At 32.1% G+C, this 22093-nt stretch carries 18 protein-coding genes and 1 tRNA gene; 8 read left to right on the forward strand and 11 right to left on the reverse strand.

All coding sequences use genetic code 11. From position 1 onward, the window contains the following. Positions 1 to 75 precede the first annotated feature (75 nt). The 6 genes from ACN0WI_RS09110 to ACN0WI_RS09135 form a co-directional block, all read right to left on the reverse strand. Positions 76 to 2376 carry a M1 family metallopeptidase gene (locus ACN0WI_RS09110; protein WP_417886405.1) on the reverse strand — a complete coding sequence of 767 codons (2301 nt, stop codon included), beginning with the start codon at positions 2374 to 2376 and terminating at the stop codon, positions 76 to 78. 57 nt (positions 2377 to 2433) lie between these two features. Beyond that, entirely contained in the window at positions 2434 to 2940 is a 507-nt protein-coding gene (locus ACN0WI_RS09115; protein ID WP_417886406.1) for a DUF6702 family protein, read from the reverse strand. Between the two features lie 64 nt (positions 2941 to 3004). Continuing rightward, the gene (locus ACN0WI_RS09120) at positions 3005 to 3679 is read right to left on the reverse strand and encodes a hypothetical protein (RefSeq protein WP_417886407.1); all 675 of its coding nucleotides are present in this window, start codon (positions 3677 to 3679) and stop codon (positions 3005 to 3007) included. A gap of 136 nt (positions 3680 to 3815) precedes the next feature. Further along, positions 3816 to 4562, reverse strand: coding sequence for a hypothetical protein (locus ACN0WI_RS09125; RefSeq protein ID WP_417886408.1), 747 nt, complete (start codon positions 4560 to 4562; stop codon positions 3816 to 3818). A gap of 4 nt (positions 4563 to 4566) precedes the next feature. Further along, positions 4567 to 5391, reverse strand: coding sequence for a hypothetical protein (locus tag ACN0WI_RS09130; protein ID WP_417886409.1), 825 nt, complete (start codon positions 5389 to 5391; stop codon positions 4567 to 4569). Between the two features lie 116 nt (positions 5392 to 5507). Then, positions 5508 to 6329, reverse strand: a complete 822-nt coding sequence (locus ACN0WI_RS09135) for a hypothetical protein (RefSeq protein WP_417886410.1) — start codon at positions 6327 to 6329, stop codon at positions 5508 to 5510. 113 nt (positions 6330 to 6442) lie between these two features. Between ACN0WI_RS09135 and pepE the strand changes: the two genes are divergently transcribed. Then, a complete protein-coding gene (gene pepE, locus ACN0WI_RS09140; protein ID WP_417886411.1) occupies positions 6443 to 7150 on the forward strand; it encodes a dipeptidase PepE in 708 nt (235 codons plus the stop codon). After that, a complete protein-coding gene (locus tag ACN0WI_RS09145) occupies positions 7151 to 8068 on the forward strand; it encodes a glutaminase (RefSeq protein ID WP_417886412.1) in 918 nt (305 codons plus the stop codon). Between the two features lie 76 nt (positions 8069 to 8144). Here ACN0WI_RS09145 and rpsT read toward each other — a convergent pair whose 3' ends face one another. From rpsT to proS, 3 genes are all read right to left on the reverse strand, one after another. Next, positions 8145 to 8396 carry a 30S ribosomal protein S20 gene (gene rpsT, locus ACN0WI_RS09150; RefSeq protein WP_417886413.1) on the reverse strand — a complete coding sequence of 84 codons (252 nt, stop codon included), beginning with the start codon at positions 8394 to 8396 and terminating at the stop codon, positions 8145 to 8147. Positions 8397 to 8430: 34 nt separating this feature from the next. Then, positions 8431 to 8502 (reverse strand) — tRNA-Glu (locus ACN0WI_RS09155). Positions 8503 to 8585: 83 nt separating this feature from the next. Continuing rightward, positions 8586 to 10064, reverse strand: coding sequence for a proline--tRNA ligase (proS, locus tag ACN0WI_RS09160; protein WP_417886511.1), 1479 nt, complete (start codon positions 10062 to 10064; stop codon positions 8586 to 8588). A gap of 106 nt (positions 10065 to 10170) precedes the next feature. On the opposite strand from proS, the gene ACN0WI_RS09165 reads away from it, so the two are divergent. Both ACN0WI_RS09165 and ACN0WI_RS09170 read left to right on the forward strand, forming a co-directional pair. Beyond that, positions 10171 to 11319: a hypothetical protein gene (locus tag ACN0WI_RS09165; protein ID WP_417886414.1), complete on the forward strand. Its 1149-nt coding sequence runs from the start codon at positions 10171 to 10173 to the stop codon at positions 11317 to 11319. Positions 11320 to 11394: 75 nt separating this feature from the next. Then, positions 11395 to 12912, forward strand: a complete 1518-nt coding sequence (locus tag ACN0WI_RS09170) for an OmpP1/FadL family transporter (protein ID WP_417886415.1) — start codon at positions 11395 to 11397, stop codon at positions 12910 to 12912. Between the two features lie 50 nt (positions 12913 to 12962). On the opposite strand, the gene ACN0WI_RS09175 is transcribed toward ACN0WI_RS09170, so the two are convergent. Next, positions 12963 to 14687 (reverse strand): T9SS type B sorting domain-containing protein, encoded by a 1725-nt coding sequence (locus ACN0WI_RS09175; RefSeq protein ID WP_417886416.1) that lies wholly within the window; start codon positions 14685 to 14687, stop codon positions 12963 to 12965. Between the two features lie 244 nt (positions 14688 to 14931). Here ACN0WI_RS09175 and folE point away from each other — a divergent pair, with 244 nt between their 5' ends. From folE to lgt, 4 genes are all read left to right on the forward strand, one after another. Continuing rightward, positions 14932 to 15612 (forward strand): GTP cyclohydrolase I FolE, encoded by a 681-nt coding sequence (gene folE, locus ACN0WI_RS09180; RefSeq protein ID WP_417886417.1) that lies wholly within the window; start codon positions 14932 to 14934, stop codon positions 15610 to 15612. 26 nt (positions 15613 to 15638) lie between these two features. Beyond that, positions 15639 to 17123 (forward strand): cysteine--tRNA ligase, encoded by a 1485-nt coding sequence (gene cysS / locus ACN0WI_RS09185; protein ID WP_417886418.1) that lies wholly within the window; start codon positions 15639 to 15641, stop codon positions 17121 to 17123. A gap of 23 nt (positions 17124 to 17146) precedes the next feature. Next, entirely contained in the window at positions 17147 to 17371 is a 225-nt protein-coding gene (yidD, locus tag ACN0WI_RS09190) for a membrane protein insertion efficiency factor YidD (RefSeq protein WP_417886419.1), read from the forward strand. Between the two features lie 70 nt (positions 17372 to 17441). Next, positions 17442 to 18266: a prolipoprotein diacylglyceryl transferase gene (gene lgt / locus ACN0WI_RS09195; protein ID WP_417886420.1), complete on the forward strand. Its 825-nt coding sequence runs from the start codon at positions 17442 to 17444 to the stop codon at positions 18264 to 18266. A gap of 844 nt (positions 18267 to 19110) precedes the next feature. Here lgt and secDF read toward each other — a convergent pair. After that, positions 19111 to 22089, reverse strand: coding sequence for a protein translocase subunit SecDF (secDF, locus tag ACN0WI_RS09200; protein ID WP_417886422.1), 2979 nt, complete (start codon positions 22087 to 22089; stop codon positions 19111 to 19113). Positions 22090 to 22093 lie beyond the last annotated feature (4 nt).

Genomic DNA, 22093 nt, shown 5'->3' on the forward strand with positions numbered 1-22093 from the left:
AGTTACAAATATCTGCATTAAAAAAGCCGACTCGTTAAAGTCGGCTTAAAAAGTTATCAACTAAATATTGACAATCTAATCTTTTTTGTTTTTAAATTGCTCGAACTCGTTTGGAGTTTCCTGTTTTGGCCAGCTATTGTTACTTAAATCAACATCAGCAGTTTCCAAATCCGGATCTACCACAACTTTAGTAATTTCTTTATCAGTTGCTATAGTTTTTACAACTTCGTTTTCATTTTTCATCCAAACCTGAACCGGATATCTTTTCATTTCAGTAGTACCATCTGCATACGTATACTCTACAATTAATGGCATTATTAAACCTCCCGGCTTATTAAATACTACTTGATAAAAATACTTAGGTATTTTCATGTTTTGTCTTTCTTCGGAAGAAAAATTATCCATTACATAAGCATTCAACTTTTCTGAATTTTCAAGAACATTTTTATCCTCCATTCCTTTTTTAAAAGCCTTATCTCCTTCTTTAACAACATAAATACCATCTACTTCATCCGGATTAGCGCCGTATTTTTCCAAAATATCTTTACCTTCTTCGGTTTGAGTATCAGTAACATAATATTTTTGTACGCTTTCTATCCCAATATCATTATAATCGGTAGTATAAAACCAACCTCTCCAGAACCAATCCAAATCTACACCGGAAGCATCTTCCATAGTTCTAAAGAAATCTTCAGGGGTTGGGTGTTTAAACATCCATCTTTTTGAGTAGGTATGGAAAGCATGATCAAATAATTTGTGCCCCATTACAGTTTCTCTAAGAATATTTAAAGCTGTAGCTGGTTTAGCATACGCGTTATTACCTAATTGATAAACTTCTTCTGGATTTGCCATAATTGGTGCAATAAAATCTTGATTACCTCTCATGTAAGGAACAATTTTAGATGGAACCCCTCGTCTTGATGGGAAGTGATCGTAACCTTCAATTGCTTCCGGATAGCGTTCTCCTAATTCTTGTTCAGCCAGATATTCCACAAAAGTATTAATACCTTCATCCATCCACCCCCATTGGCGTTCATCACTATTTACGATCATAGGGAAGAAATTATGCCCTACTTCATGAATAATTACGCCCATCATTCCGAATTTCACACGATCACTATATTCTCCATCTTCATCAGGACGTCCGTAATTCCAACAAATCATCGGGTATTCCATCCCCTGATTTTTAGCATGTACAGAAACCGCTTTATGATATGGATAAATAAATGTATGATCGGAATAACTTTGTAAAGTAGAAGCTACCACTCTAGTAGACCATTTTTCCCAAAGTGGGTTCCCTTCTTTTGGGTATAAAGAAACCGCCATTACTTCACTATCATCGGCCATTTTAACAGCCATCATATCAAGTATAAATCGTCTTGAAGTAGCAAAAGCAAAATCTCTAACCATTTCTGCTTTATACTTCCAAGTTTTCGTTTTCTTGGCAACATTTTTAGAAGCTTCTATTGCATCTTCTTCTGAACGAACAATCACAAGAGATTTAAACGATTTTTTTGCTTTTTTGTAACGCTGCATCATCTCATTAGAGTATACTTTATCTCTATTTTGAAGTGTTCCAGTAGCTTCCATTACATGATCTTCAGGAACAGTAATGTTTACTTCATAATCTCCAAACGGTAATGCAAACTCTCCGCTTCCCCAGAATTGCATATTTTGCCAACCTTCTACATCATTATAAACAGCCATTCTTGGGAAAAACTGTGCAATTTCGTACGCACGGTTTCCATCATCAAATTGCTCGTAACCAGATCGTGCTCGGTTTGTTACGTGATTATTGATATTATACCACCATTTTACAGAGAATGTAACACTTTCTCCACCTTCCAAAGGTTCAGGAAGATCAATACGCATCATGGTGTTATTAATTGTATATTTTAAGTCTTTTCCGTCTTCACTTACTTTTTCGATATTAAAACCACCATCGAAAGGCTCCTTTAAAAACTCATCTGCTAATCTTTCAGGAGTAGTTACAGGGCTCATAGCAGTAGAGCCTTTCTCTAAAGCTGGAGCATCTTTTTTTCGGATATTCTGGTCTAACTGTAACCATAAATATTCTAATCTGTTTTTAGAATTATTATGGTAGGTAATTGTTTCTTCTCCGGATAATTTAGTGTTCTCATCATCTAAAACAATGTCCATTTTGTAGTCGGCCATATTTTGATAATACATTTCACCAGGAGCACCAGAAGCTGTTCTATAGGCATTTGGGGACCTAAATTCCTGGTATAACTGTCTAAATTTGTTTTGGTTAGTATGCCCTTGTTGTTTTTGATTTTGTGAGGTATCTTGAGCAAACACTACTCCAGAAATCATTAGCATCAAAAACGCAGAACATAGCGTTTTAACTGTTTTCATATATAATTTATTGATTTAAAGTGATTAAAATTAACTAATTTAACGGCTAGTTTACTATCAATTTCCAAAATTTAACATATCAGTATCTGCTTCTTTCCTAAGCAGTATACTTTTTACTTCATCATTAATTTTCACGTTTATTACGTTTTTTTGTTCATCAAACAAATCCGTTAAAATAGCATTAGTTACGGCTATTTTTTTAAAAGGTTTTAAATGAGTGCCTTCCAGAAATAAAACTAACTGATCGTCTTCATATTTTTTTCCTAAATATTCAATATCGATAGGCTTACCATCTACCGAAATATGAAATTTAGTATTTAAATATTTCTGAATTAATTGCTTTACAGGACCTTGTTCTTTTTCTTTAGACAGCCGGATTTCAGTTCCGTACCTTTTTTCTAAAACATCTTGAAAGTCATTGATAAATACACGAGAAACTATTTGAAGATCTTCTTTCTCTGGTTTATATTCTATTTCGGTAACACTTAAATAAAATTTATGAGCATGCCTGGTAAATGCCGTACAAGCTAAAGTAACCACCAATACTAAAATAATTTTTCTCATACGTGTTAATAATTTTTGTAAACGTAACAAATATTACTCCAAAACCAGCAATTCCGGCTATAATCTAATTAGATTCAGGAATAGTTATTAGTTCAGGAACATCTCCTTCTCTAGTTTTTTGTTTAAACTCCGGAATTAAGCTCTTAAAATATTCAAGCAATTCAATTTTACGATTATCTTCTATTAATTTATCCAACTTAGAATCGTTAAGCCGCGCACAGTAATACATAAAATTAATAACTTCCCACTCTTCCAATCCAAAATTTTCGGTAAAAATATCTTTAGGTAATGCATTGTAAAATAGATAAGCTTTACCTTTTAGTTCTCCATTCGCTTTTGCCTTTTTAAGCATTTTTAAGTCTCCTGTAATAGAACCAATTAACAAGCCTAAACCACCTCTGTAGGCCAACATTTGCCGATCTATCATTGTTAATTTTTTTCTATAAGGCTTAGAAAATAATAATGGTTTTACCTTAATATTTTTAATATCGTTTTCTAAATTTCCGGATAACGAACTATTACTTAAGTATACTTCTTCAAGATCTGTAATTTCCTTTTCTAAAAACACTTCAAAATAGCCACTTTCCAATATTTCTTCAGAAATTTTTAATTTCTTTTTCTGAAATTGAACTGATGAAAATAAAATGCTATCATTCAGTGAAGCTTTTATTTTAAATGAACCGTCTTCTTTACTTACTCTACCTGTCTCTTGGGTAATATTTACGATATTTATAAACATCTGGTCTAACGAATCGTTAGTAATTCTACCCGAAATAATTTTTTCTTCTTGTGATTTTGCTTGATGAAAACAAAAAACACAAATAATAAAAATTATATTTTTAATTGATACCGATGAAGTAAATGAGTTGATAATTTTACATGCTTTTAAATTGATGATATTTTTCTTTTAAAAATTGCATAAGTTCAATTGACGATTCACTTATTACTAATTTTTCAAATTGCGGATCGTCAGCACAATGGTATAAAAAAAGCATTATTTTATCGTCCGGGATTTCAAGATCATTTTTAAAATACGATTCAGAAACTAAATCAATAGCCTTTTCAATTCGGCTATCATATTCCATATTAGATTTTATTTTTTTAAGCCGTTGCCGATCGCCTGAAATTGTATTTAATAATAAATTTGAAGGATCTCCTCCAGTTGCTGCAATTTTCTGATCGATTAATGGTGCCATATCATAACGACGCATTGGTGCTGCTAATGCATATTTATCGTACATACTTACATTTTTAAAATCTGTTGTAATGCTACCAGTAAGTTTTGAATTGGATAAATAAACTTCTTCTAAGCTAGTAACTCCAGTTACTAAAATTACTTCTAAAAAACCAGTTTGAAATATCGATTTTGAAATAACAACTTCTTTATCTTGATATTGTACCGAAGAAAAACTAAGCGTGTCATTTTCTTTCACCAAAATACTAAAACTACCATCAGCTGCATTTGTGGTTCCGCTATGCGAGGTTTTGTTAATAATATTTATAAATGTATAATCTAGGCTATCGGCAATAATTTTGCCTTCAAGTTTGGTTTGTTGTTGCGCATACATTGCAGTATATACAAGAAAAAAACAAGCTAGTCCTACAAATAATTTCTGTTTCAATAGATTAATAGTTTATTGGATCTGTTACCTTATTGGTTGCATATTCTTCTAAAAGTTTCAAAAACTGAACAGAATGTTTTTTATAAAATGCTATCAATTCTAATTTGTTATTTGTTTTTACTAACTCTAAATATCTAGGATTGGCGTTACAAAATTCTTGAAACAATGCTAATTCATCTTCGCTAAGATTTAGTGTTTCTATAAAAAATTGCTTTCTAGAATTTAACTCATCCCATAATAATTGTTTTTCTTTAGAAATTTTCACTCTTTTTTTAAGTTTAGCAGTTCTTCCACTAATAGCATTTAATATAGGAAACACCGGTACGTTCAAGGAGAGTATTGAATACCAATGAAATTTTGTTCCACCAGGCCCGGTAGTTGCTGTATACAACATTTTTTCCTCTTTACTAAGTGGAGTCTTGGTAGACATTGGTGCTTTTAATGCATATTTATCAAAAATAGGAATCGATTTACTGTCTATGGACAAATTACCAGATAGTTTAGAAATATCAACCTCTTCTAATTGATTTATTAAAGGTTTTAAAACCACTTCCAAATATCGATTTTCGATTATTTCAGAAGAAATTATAATAGATTTTCGTTCGAACTGAACAGAGGAAAATAATAAGGTATCCTGCGCAGAAACTTTAATACTAAATTCTCCGGAATTTGTATTTGTTGTCCCAATTCCTGTAGAAATATTTATAATATTTATTTTTGAGGCATTTAGAGAGTTGGCAACTATTTTACCTTCTACAACAATTTCCTGAGCATTTGTATACCTAGAAATTAAGCATAAGAATCCTAAGATCAAAAATTGGCGATGCATACGATTGATGAATTATCGGAAGTTTACCAAAAATTACATTGAATCCTGAATCTTACATAAACTTCCTTTTACAATAACTTCAAAAACATCGAAAAATTACATATTATTCCAAATTTTTAATTTAGAGCTTCAGGCTCTTCGTCTAAAAACTGCTCGTAATCTTTTCGCTTTTGCATTAAAAACTGAAGAATTTCTAATTCATTTTTTTTGATAAGCATTTTTCCATCTAACCCATTGTCAGCCGCATAAAATATAAAATCGTTAACCTGATTAGGTTTTAAATGTAAGCTTTCGCTAAAAAAATCGGTAGCATACATTTTTTTCAATTCATCATCTAATTCTTCATAGGGAATATTACGAAAATCGGTGTGTTTTTTATCAAAATTACCTGTTGCTACTTTAAAAATATTCTTCAAGTTAAGTCCATTTACTAACCAAGTTTGTGAAGATAATCGTGCTTGATTTCTTATTGGTACTGATTCCGGTTTTACTTCTGGTGGGTTTTGCGGTAATGTTTTAGTATTAGCATCAGGTAATTCCGGACTTGTTATTTTAATTCTATTTACATCAACATCGATATTCCCGGAAAGTTTGTTTGGAGAAACAGTAACTTCCGGCAGATTGTTTACAGCAACATGTACATCTACATTCAAAATCTTACTTTTTGCTATTTTTTCTGTAATTAATACTGAAAATTGATCGAATTGAACAGAAGAAAAAACGATTCTGTCGCTTATTCTAGCTTTTATTTTAAAAGTTCCATCTTCAGTAGAAATAGTTCCGCGGTGTGTTGCTTCGTTAAATACAGTAATTCCTGAAGCATCATCGCTTTCCGGAACAGTTATAGCCCCATAAATTTCTTGTCGTGTCTCAGACTGAGCTTGAATAAAATATGGAAAAATTAAAAATGCTAAACAGTAAACTATTTTTTTACACATAATCCGTAATCTTTTTGTATTAAGATAACACCACACAATAGATTTTATCAGATAACCGACTCTAAACTTTTGTTAAAAAGCAGTTTTGCATATTTTTACTAAAAAATTGATCTATGAAAAAAGTGATTTTAGCTAGTACGTCTACCCTCCATAATCAGGATTATTTAGAGTACATATTACCTGAATTACCTAATCTTTATAAAGGTTGTAAAGAGATTGTTTTTATACCTTACGCCCGCCCAGGAGGAATAAGCCATGAAGAATATACCGATCGAGTAAAAAAAGCTTTTGAAACTATTGAAATATCCGTAAAAGGAATTCATGAATTTCTAAATCCAATTGAAGCAATAAAAAAAGCTGAAGGTATTTTTACCGGTGGGGGAAATACTTTTTTATTAGTTTCTGAATTATACAGAAATAGCATTATTTCTATTTTAAAAGAAAAAGTAGAAAATGGAACGCCATATTTAGGGACAAGTGCTGGTACTAATATTGCCGGATTAACAATGGGAACTACTAACGATATGCCTATTGTGTATCCAAAATCTTTTCAAACTTTAGGTTTAGTACCTTTTAATATTAATCCACATTATTTGGATCCAGATCTAAATTCTACACACAAAGGAGAAACTCGAGAAACGCGTATTAATGAATTTCATCATTTTAACTCGCAGCCAGTTGTGGGACTTAGAGAAGGAAGTTGGTTAGCTTTAGAGGGGGATGATGTATTTTTAAGAGGAGAACTATCAGCTCGAATATTTAAAACCGGACAAACTCCTATTGAGGTAACTTCCGGAACAAATTTAAAAGATTTGAATTAAATGGTTGACTTTGAAAAAATTCTCGGAACTATTCAAGAAGAAATGAGCTATCGGGATGTAAGCGGCAAAGTAGCTTCTTATATTCCGGAACTCGCTAAAGTAGATCCTAAAAAATTTGGGATGCACATTTATTGTAGCGATAAAAATAATTATGGCTTTGGAGACCACGAAGAAAATTTTTCTATACAAAGTATCAGTAAAGTTTTCACACTTTCATTAGCTATAAAACATATAGGTAGTAAAGTTTGGGAACGTGTAAATGTAGAACCTTCTGGGAATCCATTCAATTCATTAATGCAATTAGAGCAAGATAAAGGAGTTCCTCGTAACCCTTTTATTAATTCTGGTGCATTAGTAATTTGCGATATTTTGGTAAATATTCTAGACAACCCAAAGAAAGAGTTACTTGATTTTGTTCGAAAAATAACCGACAATAATTCTATAGATTTTAATGAAAAAGTAGCTACATCTGAGCTAAAGTCTGGTTATAGAAATATAGCCTTAGTCAATTATATGAAAGCACTTGGAAATATTAAATCTGATGTAGATGAAATTATTGATTTTTATTTCTATTCCTGTTCTCTAGAAATGTCTTGCCGAAACTTAGCAAAAGCTTTTATTATGTATGCTAACAAAGGCGTAATTCCTAACAGCGGAGAGCAAATATTAAACCCGAGCACAGTAAAACGTATAAATGCTTTAATGCAAACCTGCGGATTTTATGATGAATCTGGAGAATTTAGTTTTGAAGTAGGACTACCGGGAAAAAGTGGTGTTGGTGGTGGTATTGCAGCTATTCACCCACAACAATATGCGGTAGCCGTTTGGAGCCCGGTTCTTAACGAAAAAGGAAATTCTGAATTAGGAATGAAAGCTTTAGAACGACTAACAACACTAACAGGTTTGTCCGTTTTTTAAAAAACTTTATAACAAAAAATGCTTCTCGACTTTTAAAATCAAGAAGCATTCTTATAATAAATTGAACACTAACTTCTTAAAGTGTAGCTATATGTTTAGCTAAACTAGATTTCAAATTTGAAGCTTTATTAGCGTGTATAATATTTTTCTTGGCTAATTTATCAATCATAGAAACTACAGATGGATAAAGAGTCTCTGCTTCTTTCTTATCCTCAGAAGAACGCAACTTTCTAATTGCATTTCTTGTGGTTTTATGCTGATAGCGGTTTCTAAGCCTTTTAGCCTCGTTGCTACGGATCCTCTTTAACGCTGACTTATGATTTGCCATTACAATTAATTTAATTAATATTTTAAAAAATGTGTAGTCCGTAGGGGAATCGAACCCCTGTTACCAGGATGAAAACCTGGCGTCCTAACCCCTAGACGAACGGACCAACAATTCTTTTTATCTCAATTGCGGATGCAAAAATACAACTTTTTTTAAGTGCCGCAAATTTTTTTCAAAAAAAATTAAAAATCAATATGCTTTTGCAAAAAGAACTCGTCTAACAGACGGTTTTCCGGTTAACACACAAACACCTTCTTCTTCCTTTCCTTCGAAAGGAACGCAGCGTATAGTGGCTTTTGTAAGGCTTTTGATTTTATTTTCTGTCTCCGAAGTACCATCCCAATGTGCAGAAATAAATCCGCCTTTAGTCTTTAAAACTTTTTTAAAATCATCAAAATTATCTACTTCAGTAATATGTTCATCCCTGAATTTTTTAGCTTTTTCGAATAAAGCAGTCTGAATTTCTTCTAGCAATTTAGGAACTTTTGTACTTATTGAATCCTGCTCTACAAATTCTTTTGTTAGGGCATCCCTTCTCGCTAATTCAACCGTACCTTTTTCAAGATCTTTAGGTCCTATAGCTAATCGAATTGGCACACCTTGTAATTCGTATTGTGCAAATTTCCAACCCGGCTTATGAGTATCTCTATTATCGTATTTAACAGATATTCCTTGACTTCTAAGATCTGCCGCTAATTTATTAGCTACTTCAGAGATTTGATCGAGTTGTTCTTCTTTTCTATAAATAGGAACAATCACTACTTGAATTGGCGCTAACTTTGGAGGCAAAACTAATCCATTATCATCACTATGCGTCATTATTAAAGCTCCCATCAAACGTGTAGAAACACCCCAAGAAGTTGCCCAAACATGTTCCAAACCACCTTCTTTAGTGGCAAATTTCACATCGAATGCTTTAGCAAAATTTTGCCCAAGAAAATGTGATGTTCCAGCTTGAAGTGCTTTGCCATCTTGCATTAAAGCTTCTATACAATATGTTTCAACAGCACCAGCAAAACGTTCATTTTCGGTTTTGGATCCTTTTATAACAGGAGTTGCCATAAAATTCTCGGCAAATTCAGCATAAATAGTATTCATCTGTTCTGTTTCTGTCAGTGCTTCTTGTTTTGTAGCATGAGCAGTATGCCCTTCTTGCCACAAAAACTCTGATGTTCTTAAAAACAGACGAGTTCGCATTTCCCAACGGACTACATTGGCCCACTGATTTATTAGAATAGGTAAATCTCTATATGACTGAATCCAATTTTTATACGTGTTCCAAATAACTGCCTCTGAAGTTGGACGAACTACTAGTTCTTCTTCTAACTTAGCCTCTGGATCTGTAATTAATTTTCCTTTGTTGTCAGGATCATTTTTTAAACGATAATGAGTAACTACAGCACACTCTTTAGCAAATCCTTCTGCATTTTTTTCTTCAGCTTCAAATAAGCTTTTCGGTACAAATAATGGAAAATAAGCATTTTGATGCCCAGTTTCTTTAAACATTTTATCTAGCTGTGCCTGCATTTTTTCCCAGATAGCATAGCCGTAAGGTTTAATAACCATACAACCTCTAACTGATGAGTTTTCAGCTAAATCGGCTTTTACAACCAATTCATTATACCATTTCGAATAGTCTTGTTCTCTGCTAGTTAAATTCTTACCCATTAGTTTATTTGGCATAAAAGTTGTACTTTAAATAGTACAAATTCGACAATTATAGTTAGCGCAAAACTAACTAAATTTGTAATGTTCAACAATTAATTAATCGCTAATGATACGCAATTATCAATTATCAAAAAAATTATATGCCTTTCTTTCTCCGGCATTATTGCTATTATTAGCATCTTGTGGTTCTTACCAATATTCAGGTTATAGTAGTGATGGGATTTATGGAGAAGCTTCACCTGCTAACCGCACGCAAAATAATAGAGAGGTACCTCGAAATGCTAATACAGTTCGTCAAGAGAAATTGAATGAGGCTAGTAGTTATTATAAAAATCTTTTCGCTCAACAGTCAAACATGATTAATGCTGCTTTAGAAAAAGATAGTACTGTCTTTACAAATATTGATGGTTATTCTTCTAACACTGGTTATGAAAAAGATACTTATAATGACGATTCTCAAATAGCTTACAACGGGTCCTATGCTCCATGGGGTGAAAATCCGGACAGCTACACTATAAATATTTACAATAATAACTTAGGTCCAAGATATGGCGGATTTTATACCTCATATGGGTATTATGGATACGATTATTGGGATCCGTACTGGAATTCTGGTTGGAACTGGAGATTTTCTTGGGGAGGACCTTCTTACTATGGCTATGGTTATGGTTGGAATAATTTTTATAGCCCTTGGTATTATACAGGAGGCTGGTATGGTTATCCTAGATATTACAGACACCATTACAATAATCCCTACTATGCTAATCATTACGCATACAATACTAGATATCGAAATGAAAGAGCATATTCTAGAGGTACAAGATCAAATATGACATCAAGATCTAGATCCAGTAGAAATTCTTCATATTCTAGAAGAATCCGAGAAATTAGATCTTCAAATGGAACTCGATCTAGTAGATCATCTTCTAGAAGTAGTGTAGCAAGAAGTAATAATGATAGACCTACTTATACTAGATCTAGCCGCTCTTCAAGATCTAACAACACTTATACAAGAAGCAGTAGAAGTTCCAATTCAGTAAGAAGAAGTTCTTCAAATAATAATATGTATCGTACAAGATCCTCTACCCCTACTCGTACTCAATCTAGCCGATCTTACTCTAGAAGCAGCAGAAGCTCAGGTTCGGTTAGGAGTTCATCAAGAAGTAATAGAAGTTCAGGCTCAATAAGGAGTTCTTCTGGTAGTAGCCGTAGCACGGGTAGTTCTAGAAGTTCAAGAGGAGGAAGAGGACGTTAATACTTTACAATAAAAAACAATAACCCTTATTAAATAAAATAAGGGTTATTTAATTAATACACGTTTTTTATAATTATGAAAAAAATTGTTTTATTACTTACATTTAGTTTAGGCTGCCTAAGTCTACAAGCACAAGATATAACAGATGCTTTTCGATATGGAAATACAGACACTAAAGGAAGTGCTCGAATTCAAGCTATGAGTGGTGCTTTTGGAGCATTAGGAGGAGATGTATCTGCTATTTCTATAAATCCTGCCAGTTCTTCTGTTTTATTAAGTAGTTCCGCGAACATATCTTTTTCCAATCTTTCAACTGAAAATAATACTACTTATTATAATGGCGAGACTGAAAAATCTGACAACGACTTTAACCTGAATCAAGCTGGAGCTTCATTCATTTTTAATGCTCAAAATTCAGATAACGATTGGAATAAATTTAGTTTCGGAGTTAATTATGCAAAATCTAATAATTATGATGATAATTTTTCAGCAATTGGAAATAGCCCAAATTCAATAGACCAGTATTTTTTAGATTATGCACAAGGAGTTCCTCTGAAATTATTAAAAACACAGTCTGGAGAATCTATTTCTGATTTATATAGATATTTAGGAGAAAACGAAAGTTTTGGAGCTCAACAAGCATATTTAGGTTACGAAGGTTATATTATTAACCCAGTAGATGAATTAGACAATAACAATATTGATTATAACTCCAGTATATTTGGTAATAATTTTAGCCAAGACTACACCTATTTAAGCACAGGTGTAAATGGAAAATTAAGTTTTAATTTTTCTACCGAATTTCAGAAGAAATTATATTTAGGAATAAACTTAAATAGTCACATTATTAATTTCGATAAAACAACAAGGTTTTACGAAAGAAATATAAATCAGAATAGTAAAGTCGATGAAATAGCTTTTGAAAATACATTAAGCACAGATGGAAATGGATTTTCTGCCCAAATTGGAGGAATATACAAAATAAACAATATGTTTAGAGTAGGTATAACCTACGATACTCCCACTTGGTACAGTATTGAAGAAGAGAATACTCAACGCATAAGAACCCATATAGTACAAACTAATGAAAATATCAATATCAACCCAGATATTGTAAATGTATATCCTGAATACGATCTTAGAACTCCAGGTAAAATAGCCCTTAGTGCTGCAACTGTTTTAGGGAAATCCGGATTAATTAGCTTTGATTATAGCTACAAAGATTTCGGTAATACAAAATTCGATTCAGACGGTACTAATTCTTATTTCAGCACACAAAATGATATTATAAGCGAACAACTTGGCGCTGTTTCTACTTACAGAATTGGAGGGGAATACCGAATTAAAGATTTAAGCCTTAGAGCAGGATACCATTATCAAGATAGTCCTTACAAAGACAAAAAAACTTATAGCGATGTTAATAGTTATTCTGCAGGTATTGGATATAATTTCGGGGCTTTAAAATTTGATGTTGCTTATGTTAATACGCAATATTCAGAAAGCATGAAATTATACCAAGTAGGTTTAACAGATAGAGCAACAGTAGATAGAGATAATTCTAGTTTAGTATTTTCATTAACTTTTGGATTATAAAAAAAACGAATTTCATAACAAAAAAGTCAGCTAAAAAGCTGGCTTTTTTGTTATCGTTTTAAAGCAAAATATCCCATAAATTCGGATTCTTTACCGGAAATAGGATCTATATAATTTAAACGAAACCAATACGTGTCCTGGGGCATTTGTTTTCCATTTAAATTTCCATCCCACCCTTCACCTTCAGGATCTATTTTTGTTAAAAATTGCCCATATCTATTAAATATTAAAATATTCGATATTTTATAATCATCATCTGTGGTAACTTGCCAGAAATCATTATAAGTATCGCCATTAGGCGTGAAAAAAGAAGCATATCCTATTACTGTAAATTCTTTACTAATTACAGAGCCACACCCATTAATTTCTTTAGCACGCAATATATGTTTTCCTTTCGAAATATTCTTAAACTGATTTTTTGCAGAATAAGTTCCACCATCTAAACTATATACATAAGTTGATTCTCTATTTGGATAGGATAATCCTTCAACTGAAATATCCCAATCGTTTCCAAATTTTGCACGATCTATAGAGATAGAAAGATCCTGTGGCTCTGTGTGATAATTAATTTTAGTACTGTAACTTTTACTACAACCTGTTACAGTATCTATTAAAGTTACTACATAATTAGGATCCGTAGAAACTTCATTAATTAAAATAGTAGCATTTTCTGAGATAATGTTACTAGTATTACTCCAACTATAATTAAACCGGATTCCTAAATCTGCAGATAACTCTAAGGGATTCACTAATCTCCCTTCACTATTTACACAAACATCTTGAGAGTCTAAAAAAACAGCCTTAGGCCACTGTAAATAGGTTACTGGAATTGCAACAGTATCTGAATAGCAACCTCCTTTCAAATCTAAAATATTGGCATAAATTACCGATTCTTTATTAGATTCAAAATCGGTTGTATTTATTATATAGTTTTCACCAATTACATCTTCACTACTTCTATAATACAAAACTATTTTATTGTCGGGAGAGGAATTTGCCGAAAGTAATTCTTCTGTTTTAGAAGTTAAATCTAAGGACGGAATGTTAGTAAAGCACACCGTATACCCTTCTTCTGATTCCTTTATAATGGGGGGTTTCGTAAATTGAACTTTCACCTCATCTTCAATACTTGCTTTTCCTGCTCCATTATCTACAACAACCCTATAAATTCCTCCATTTGTAACAACTAGATCTGAAGAATTTTCACTGGTAATCTTTTCAAAATCATGACTACCAAGATTAAATTTAAACCAAGAATAACTAGTTGCGCCGGGAGAAGTTGCATCTAACGTATAGCTAGATTCTCCGCAAACACTTTTGTTAGCCCCCAAAATACCATCTAAAACCGAACAATCTGTAGAACCAGCATTAGATGCCTCTACATTTTGCTGCTGAATACTGATAAAACCAGGTTTATTTGAATAATTTAGAACTAAAAATATATAAATCTGGCCCTGTTTTGCATTCTGGATATAAACGTTTTCTTCTGAAAAGTTCTGATACGAACAATCTATAATTTTATCAGTAGTTAAATTTTCTATTTTAGAAGGCAAATGCTCCGAAAAAGGTCCCCAAACTATAAAATCTACATCTTCCTCTTCTCCAGTACCATCGGAATTCGAAGTTTGAGAAATAAAAAACTCTAAGTCCCCAGGCCTTTTTACTTGAAAATATAGCCATTCAGGATTACGTGCTAATTCTATACATCCATAATCTGGCCCTTCTTCAGCAAGAATAGACTCTGAATTACTAGAATGAGTATTTGAAAAATTCATTTCCTGATCGCCCGAACAAAAAGGTTGTATTGTTTCAAATTTATCCCCTTGTGCACGCAAAAAAACAACCCATAAAAAAAGGCATAGAAAAAGAAGTATTTCTCTTATTGAACAGTGCACGTTAAATTTCAATTTAATTAATATACAAAATTAAAGTATAAAACAGTGTAAAGCCAAAAAACATTAATAATTGCTTATCTTTGCAAGCTACAATATAAGTTTACGACTTAGCAGTCATAAGAGCATGAAAATAGATAAAGTTTTGAATGAAATTGATGAAATTGGTGATGAGCACATTCCTACTAGTGCAGATACACCTATAAGAAAAGATGCATTTGAAGTTAGCGATATCGATAAGATGGCTATCATAAATAAAGATGTAGAGCATATTTTGGAAACATTGGGATTAGATTTAACTGATGATAGCTTGAAAGGTACGCCTCAAAGAGTTGCCAAAATGTTCGTAAACGAAATCTTTTCAGGATTAAACCCAAAAAGAAAACCAAAAGCATCTGTTTTTGAAAACAAGTATAAGTATGGTGAAATGTTAGTAGAAAAAAACATTACATTATATTCTACTTGCGAGCATCACTTACTTCCTATTGTTGGTAAAGCCCATGTTGCCTATATCTCAAATGGTACAGTAGTCGGTTTATCTAAAATGAATCGTATTGTAGATTATTACGCAAAACGGCCACAAGTTCAAGAACGTTTAACAATGCAAATTGTACAAGAATTACAACAGGTTTTAGGTACAGAAAGTGTAGCTTGTGTAATAGACGCTAAACACCTTTGTGTAAATAGTAGAGGTATTAGAGATATAGATAGTAGTACAGTAACTAGTGAATTTGGAGGAGAATTCAAGAAAAAAGAAGTTCGTAAAGAATTTTTAGATTACATAAGACTTGAAAAAATTTCATTATAATTTATAATTAAAACATAGCTAGTTATATGGCGCTTTACCAAAAACAAGAATTAAAGATTTATAATTCAATTAGCGGAGAAAAAGAAAGCTTTAAGCCAATTAATTCTGGTCATGTAGGAATGTATGTTTGCGGCCCTACAGTATATAGTAATGTACACTTAGGGAATTGCCGTACATTTATTTCATTCGATCTTGTTTTTAGATATTTAAAACATTTAGGTTATAAAGTTCGCTATGTTCGGAATATTACAGATGCGGGGCATTTAGAAAATGATGCTGAAACTGGTGAAGATCGTATCGCTAAAAAAGCTCGTTTAGAACAAATAGAGCCTATGGAAGTAGTCCAAAAATACACAGTAGACTTTCATAACATTCTTGAAAAATTCAACAACCTTCCGCCAAGTATCGAGCCAACTGCAACAGGGCATATTATAGAACAAATTGAAATTATTAAAACTATTATCGATAATGGTTATGCTTACGAAGCTAATGGGTCGGTTTATTTTGATGTTTTAAAATATAATAAAGATAAACATTATGGTAAATTAAGTGGACGTGCTATTGAAGATATGGTTTCTAATACCAGAGAGTTAGCTGCACAATCTGATAAAAAAAATCCGCAAGATTTTGCACTTTGGAAAAAAGCAGAACCACAGCATATTATGCGTTGGCCTTCACCTTGGAGCGATGGCTTTCCCGGATGGCATTTAGAATGTACTGTAATGAGTACAAAGTACTTAGGGGAATCTTTTGACATTCATGGTGGCGGAATGGACTTAAAATTTCCACACCACGAATGTGAAATAGCTCAAGGAGAAGCTGCTTCCGGAAAAAATCCGGTAAATTACTGGATGCATGCCAATATGCTTACCTTAAACGGCAAGAAAATGGCCAAAAGTACCGGTAATAATATTTTACCTACTGAACTTTTTACAGGAGAAAATAAAGCAATTGATAAAGCTATTTCTCCAAATGTTGCCCGTTTCTTTATGTTACAGGCACACTATAGAAGTATTTTAGATTTCTCTAAAGAGGCTTTATCTGCATCAGAAAAAGGTTTTAATCGCCTTATTGAAGCTTACGAAAGTATAGATGAATTAAAGACTGCAAATGAATCTTCTATAGATATTGAAAGCTGGAAGCAAGAGTGCTACGATGCTATGAATGATGATTTTAATAGCCCAATTTTAATTGCAAAATTATTCGATGGGGTTAAGTTTATTAATAACATCAAAAAAGATAATGCTAAAATTAGTATAGAAGATAAGGCTAAACTGAAACATACTATGTTCAGTTTTTTATTCGATATTTTAGGATTGCGAGATGGTGCAGAAGCATCAAATTCAACATCAGAACAACTTGGTAAAACGGTAGAATTACTTATAAATTTACGTACAGAAGCTAGAAACAATAAAGATTTTGCAACTAGCGATAAAATAAGAGATGAACTTCAAGAATTTGGAATTCAGCTTAAAGATGGTAAAGAAGGAACTTCTTTTTCTATAAAATAAACAGCAGTAATAAATGGATAATTATGATTCGAAAAATTCTTATTTATCCATTTATTGTTTTAATTAAAATATACCAATATTTTATTTCTCCATTACTTCCGGCAACTTGCCGTTATACTCCTACGTGTTCAAATTACAGTCTAGAAGCTTTAAAAAAACACGGAATTTTTAAAGGTGGTAAATTAGCAATTAAAAGAATTATAAGCTGTAATCCTTGGGGTGGTAAGGGGCACGACCCTGTTCCTTAAAATATAGGATTTCATAGTTCAAGTTTTTTCAAATACGTATATTTACGCTTTAACTTGATAAATCAAAAGAATGCTTATTAATGCAATAAAGTGGGCTCCTTCTGAAGGAATAGACTTAGGTATACTTACTATACATTATTATAGTTTAATGTTTCTTATCGCTTTTGGACTGGGCTGGTACATCATGAAAGCAATTTACATAAGAGAAAAAATTGCTATAGAAAAATTAGATTCTCTATTTATTTACACCGTACTTGCTACATTAATTGGAGCTCGATTAGGTCATGTTATCTTTTATGATTGGGCTTATTTCCAACATCATTTATTAGAAATTTTCTTACCAGTACGCTTTGAACCTGAATTTGAATTTACCGGATTTAGAGGTTTAGCTAGCCATGGTGCTGCTATCGGTATAATTGTCGCCATGTACCTATATAAAAAGCGAGTGCTAAATAAACCCGTTCTCTGGGTTTTAGACCGTATTGTAATTCCTGTTGCCAGCGGAGCTATTTTTGTTCGTATTGGTAATTTTATGAATTCAGAAATTATCGGAAAACCAACTAATAGTGATTATGGAGTTATATTTCAAAATTTAGGAGAAACATTTCCACGACATCCGGCTCAGCTTTATGAAAGCTTTTGTTATTTATTAATTTTCCTTCTTTTATTCTACTTATACTGGAAAACCGATAAACGATTTAAAGTAGGTTATATTTTCGGTTTATTTTTAGTTTTATTATGGACTGTTCGTTTCTTTATTGAATTTATTAAGGAACCACAAGTAGCTGAAAGAGGTACTTGGTTAATAAATACCGGACAATGGCTAAGTATACCATTTATAATTGCAGGATTATATTTTATGTACCGTCCGCAAAAACCGAACACCACAGTATAGTAACTATATAAAATATAATAACATAAAAAAAGGATTTATTTTCTACGAAAATAAATCCTTTTTTTATGTTATTATATTATTGATTTAAAGCTATACACTCTTGTAGCCCAAGCCCCCAATTAAAAGAATGCAATACTATAGTAATCTTCCTCTTAATTTTAATCTCTTCATGCACTAAAACAATTGAAGTTGAGAAAATAGGAAACGAATATTTTAATGCTTATTCCTACTCATCAAAAAAACATTAATGAAACTAAGAAATATTTATTGAACGCTTATGAAGTACATCTTTGGCTGCTCACACTGAATATTTTAAAGGAATTACAAAAAATGATGACAAACAATAATTTATAAACTGAAAATAAACATCGATCTAAAATAATAAATGATTCACTCGCATTAATGAATAGTGATTTCTATTTAACAGAAAACAAAAGTTGTTGAATTGAGAATTATACTTTTGACAGTTATAAACGTATTACCAATCCTAACAATGAAAGCATCAAAATTTATAAAGATCTGACTAAAACATTGAAGAAAGGAATTTATTTTCTTGAAAATGGTAAATTAGAAAAGGTAGAAGAAATAAAAAGCTAGGCTTTTACTTTATTATAAAACATTCAATAAGGATAGAAAAATTGATACAATCGATACACTTATAAACTACAACTGATACTTGTAAAAACATAAAACAGTCAAAATTAAATAGGCTTTAGTTATTAAGCTACTCACAAAATTATAACTAGTATATCGATTATAGACAAGTTAAATACTACAAAAAACAAAGCCCTTTCAAAACAGAAAGGGCTTTTTATATAGTTAACTATAACTAGCTTTTCACAAACTATACTTCTTCTTGAGTATCTTTATTTTTAGACTTAATAGAAGATTTTTTCTTCACACTATCAAACATTATTGGAGTTGCTATAAATATAGAAGAATATGTACCAACAACAACACCTACTATTAATGCAAACATAAAGCCTCTAATACTTTCTCCTCCGAAAATAAAGATTGCTAATAACACCACTAAGGTTGTAAGCGATGTATTTAATGTTCGAGTTAATGTACTATTTAAAGCTAAATTCACTGTTTTACCCAAATCCCAAGTATGCTCATTCACATACTCTCTAATACGGTCAAACACAACCACAGTATCATTTAACGAGTAACCAATTACTGTTAAAATTGCGGCTATAAATGCTTGGTTAATTTCCATATTAAAAGGCATTACACTATAAAGTAAAGAGAACATACCTAATGTAATTAATACATCATGGAAAACTGCGACTACAGCCCCTAAACTAAACTGCCATTTTCTGAATCGTAATAAAATATATAAGAATACTACAATTAAAGAACCGATAACAGCCCAATAAGAAGAGTTCTTTATATCATCCGCAATAGTTGGTCCTACTTTCATGTATTCCATTATACCAACTTGCTTATCTGAAGAACTATTTACAAAATCGTTTAAACTTAAAGATTCTGGTAAGTAAGACGATAAACTTTTGTATAATCCTTCTTGAATCTCACGATCTACAGATGTACTATTTTCTTCTACTTTATAATTAGTAGTAATTTTTAATTGGTTATTAGGACCGAAAGTTTTTACTTCTGCACTTCCAAATCTTTCTTCTAATTTACCTTGAACTTCAGAAGGAGAAACATCTTTATCGAATCGTACAGTATACGTTCTACCTCCTACAAAATCTACACCTTGATTAAGTCCTAATGTTAATAAAGAACCTAAACTTATCAATATCAATATTCCTGAAAAAGCATAAGAAATTTTACGTTTCGCTAAGAAGTCTGTATTGAATCCCTTAAATAAATTCTTAGTTGCTGAAGTAGCAAACTCTAAGGATTTTCCATTTTTACCATATCCATCTATAAATAAACGAGTAATAAAAATTGCAGTAAACAACGAAGTACAAATACCAATTAGTAATGTGGTAGCGAAACCTTTAATTGGCCCAGTACCCAAAATAAGTAAAATAACTGCTGTAAGACCAGTAGTAATGTTTGCATCTAATATAGAAGATAATGCATTATTAAAACCATCTTTAATTGCTTCTCGTTGCGATTTACCTTTATCTATTTCTTCACGAATTCGCTCAAAAATAAGGACGTTAGCATCTACAGACATACCAATAGTTAATACAATACCTGCAATACCTGGTAAGGTTAAAACAGCTCCTAATCCGGCTAATACTCCAAAAATGAATAAAATATTAACAATAAGCGCAACATCTGCAAAAATTCCGGCTTTACCGTAATAACCAATCATCCACAATAAAACTAAAACAAGTGCGATTCCAAATGATATCATACCGCTATTAATAGCTTCATGTCCTAAAGAAGGACCAACAACTTCACTCTGAACAATATCTGCTGAAGCTGGTAATTTACCTGCTCTTAATACATTTGCTAAATCTTTACCTTCAGCTACCGTAAAATCACCTGAAATTTCACTACGCCCTCCGGAAATAGCTCCTTTAGAAACACCGGGAGCAGAATACACCACATTATCTAAAACTATAGCTATCTGAGTTTGATTTTTAGAAGCATAACCTGTCATTTCTTCCCAAATCTTAGCTCCTGTACCATCCATTTGCATAGAAACAGCTACACGACCTACTTGATCGTAAGTTTGTTGTGCATCAGTAATAACACTTCCACTTAATGGTGGTTCGTTCTCTCTATTTGCTTTTAAAGCATATAAACCGGTTGTTCCAGTTTCATCATCAGGCACACCCCATACAAACTTTGCATAACGTTGTTGTGCAGGTAATAAAGATCTTACCTGAGGCATACTTAAATAATCGTTTACTTTGGCAGTATCTTTTACGCTAAAATAAGCTAGTACTGGACCTCCTTGTCGACCAGGACTTTTAACTAAATCGAATAAAGGATTTGCATTTTCAACAGCTGTACTATCCTCTGCATCTGCTAAAAGATCGTCAATTTCACTATCTTGAGTAGTTGTGGTATCAACTGTTGTTTTTTTATCTTCTTTAACAAGTCCCTTTAATACCTGATTTGCACTTCCTAAAAAGCTAGACATCTCGGTATTTCTGAATACATGCCAAAACTCTAATTGAGCTGTACTCTGTAATAAATTCTGAATACGATTTACATCCTTAGCTCCAGGTAATTCTACTAAAATTCTTCCTGAGTTTCCTAAACGCTGAATGTTTGGCTGAGTTACTCCAAATTTATCGATACGCTTACGTAAAACTTCAAAAGCAGAAGTGATAGATTCGTTTACTTTCTTTTCAATTACGCCTTCAACTTGTTCATTAGACATATCAAAAGTAACATCATCACTTAAATCTCTATTTCCGAAAATGTCCGGTGAAGCAAGTTTTGCATCTGGAATAGCTTTGAACTTTTCAAAAAACAGATTAAGAAAAGTTTTCTCTCCATTGGTTTTTGAAGCTTCTTTAGCATCAGCAATTGCTTTGTTAAAAGAAGGATCTTTAGATGAATTTGCTAAATCTCGAAGTATATCTTCAACAGAAATCTGAAGAATAACATTTATACCTCCTTTTAAGTCTAAACCTTTGTTTAGTTCCTTTTGTTTAGCATCGTTATAGCTAATACCAGCAATTATCTCTTCATTTCCGATAGAATCAAGATACTGATTTTCAGTCTGATCTCTTAAATCTGAATAATTAGCTACATTTTGGTCAATTTTCTGAATGGCATACTCTTTTGCGTCTCCCTCAACACTATTTGTGATGAACGTAAAAGAAAGTTGGTAAATACATACCAAACCAAATAAAATTGCAAAAACTTTAATAAGTCCTTTATTCTGCATTAGT

Origin of the sequence: Zunongwangia sp. (genome assembly GCF_048269745.1) — a bacterium.
Lineage (GTDB): Bacteria > Bacteroidota > Bacteroidia > Flavobacteriales > Flavobacteriaceae > Zunongwangia.

Bases quoted from the DNA above. Each gene is read 5' to 3' on its own strand.
- ACN0WI_RS09110 (WP_417886405.1), bottom strand. From the start codon at position 2,376: ATGAAAACAGTTAAAACGCTATGTTCTGCGTTTTTGATGCTAATGATT.
- ACN0WI_RS09115 (WP_417886406.1), bottom strand. From the start codon at position 2,940: ATGAGAAAAATTATTTTAGTATTGGTGGTTACTTTAGCTTGTACGGCA.
- ACN0WI_RS09120 (WP_417886407.1), bottom strand. From the start codon at position 3,679: ATGTTTATAAATATCGTAAATATTACCCAAGAGACAGGTAGAGTAAGT.
- ACN0WI_RS09130 (WP_417886409.1), bottom strand. From the start codon at position 5,391: ATGCATCGCCAATTTTTGATCTTAGGATTCTTATGCTTAATTTCTAGG.
- ACN0WI_RS09135 (WP_417886410.1), bottom strand. From the start codon at position 6,329: ATGTGTAAAAAAATAGTTTACTGTTTAGCATTTTTAATTTTTCCATAT.
- pepE (WP_417886411.1), top strand. From the start codon at position 6,443: ATGAAAAAAGTGATTTTAGCTAGTACGTCTACCCTCCATAATCAGGAT.
- ACN0WI_RS09145 (WP_417886412.1), top strand. From the start codon at position 7,151: ATGGTTGACTTTGAAAAAATTCTCGGAACTATTCAAGAAGAAATGAGC.
- rpsT (WP_417886413.1), bottom strand. From the start codon at position 8,396: ATGGCAAATCATAAGTCAGCGTTAAAGAGGATCCGTAGCAACGAGGCT.
- proS (WP_417886511.1), bottom strand. From the start codon at position 10,064: ATGGGTAAGAATTTAACTAGCAGAGAACAAGACTATTCGAAATGGTAT.
- ACN0WI_RS09165 (WP_417886414.1), top strand. From the start codon at position 10,171: ATGATACGCAATTATCAATTATCAAAAAAATTATATGCCTTTCTTTCT.
- ACN0WI_RS09170 (WP_417886415.1), top strand. From the start codon at position 11,395: ATGAAAAAAATTGTTTTATTACTTACATTTAGTTTAGGCTGCCTAAGT.
- ACN0WI_RS09175 (WP_417886416.1), bottom strand. From the start codon at position 14,687: ATGAATTTTTCAAATACTCATTCTAGTAATTCAGAGTCTATTCTTGCT.
- folE (WP_417886417.1), top strand. From the start codon at position 14,932: ATGAAAATAGATAAAGTTTTGAATGAAATTGATGAAATTGGTGATGAG.
- cysS (WP_417886418.1), top strand. From the start codon at position 15,639: ATGGCGCTTTACCAAAAACAAGAATTAAAGATTTATAATTCAATTAGC.
- yidD (WP_417886419.1), top strand. From the start codon at position 17,147: ATGATTCGAAAAATTCTTATTTATCCATTTATTGTTTTAATTAAAATA.
- lgt (WP_417886420.1), top strand. From the start codon at position 17,442: ATGCTTATTAATGCAATAAAGTGGGCTCCTTCTGAAGGAATAGACTTA.
- secDF (WP_417886422.1), bottom strand. From the start codon at position 22,089: ATGCAGAATAAAGGACTTATTAAAGTTTTTGCAATTTTATTTGGTTTG.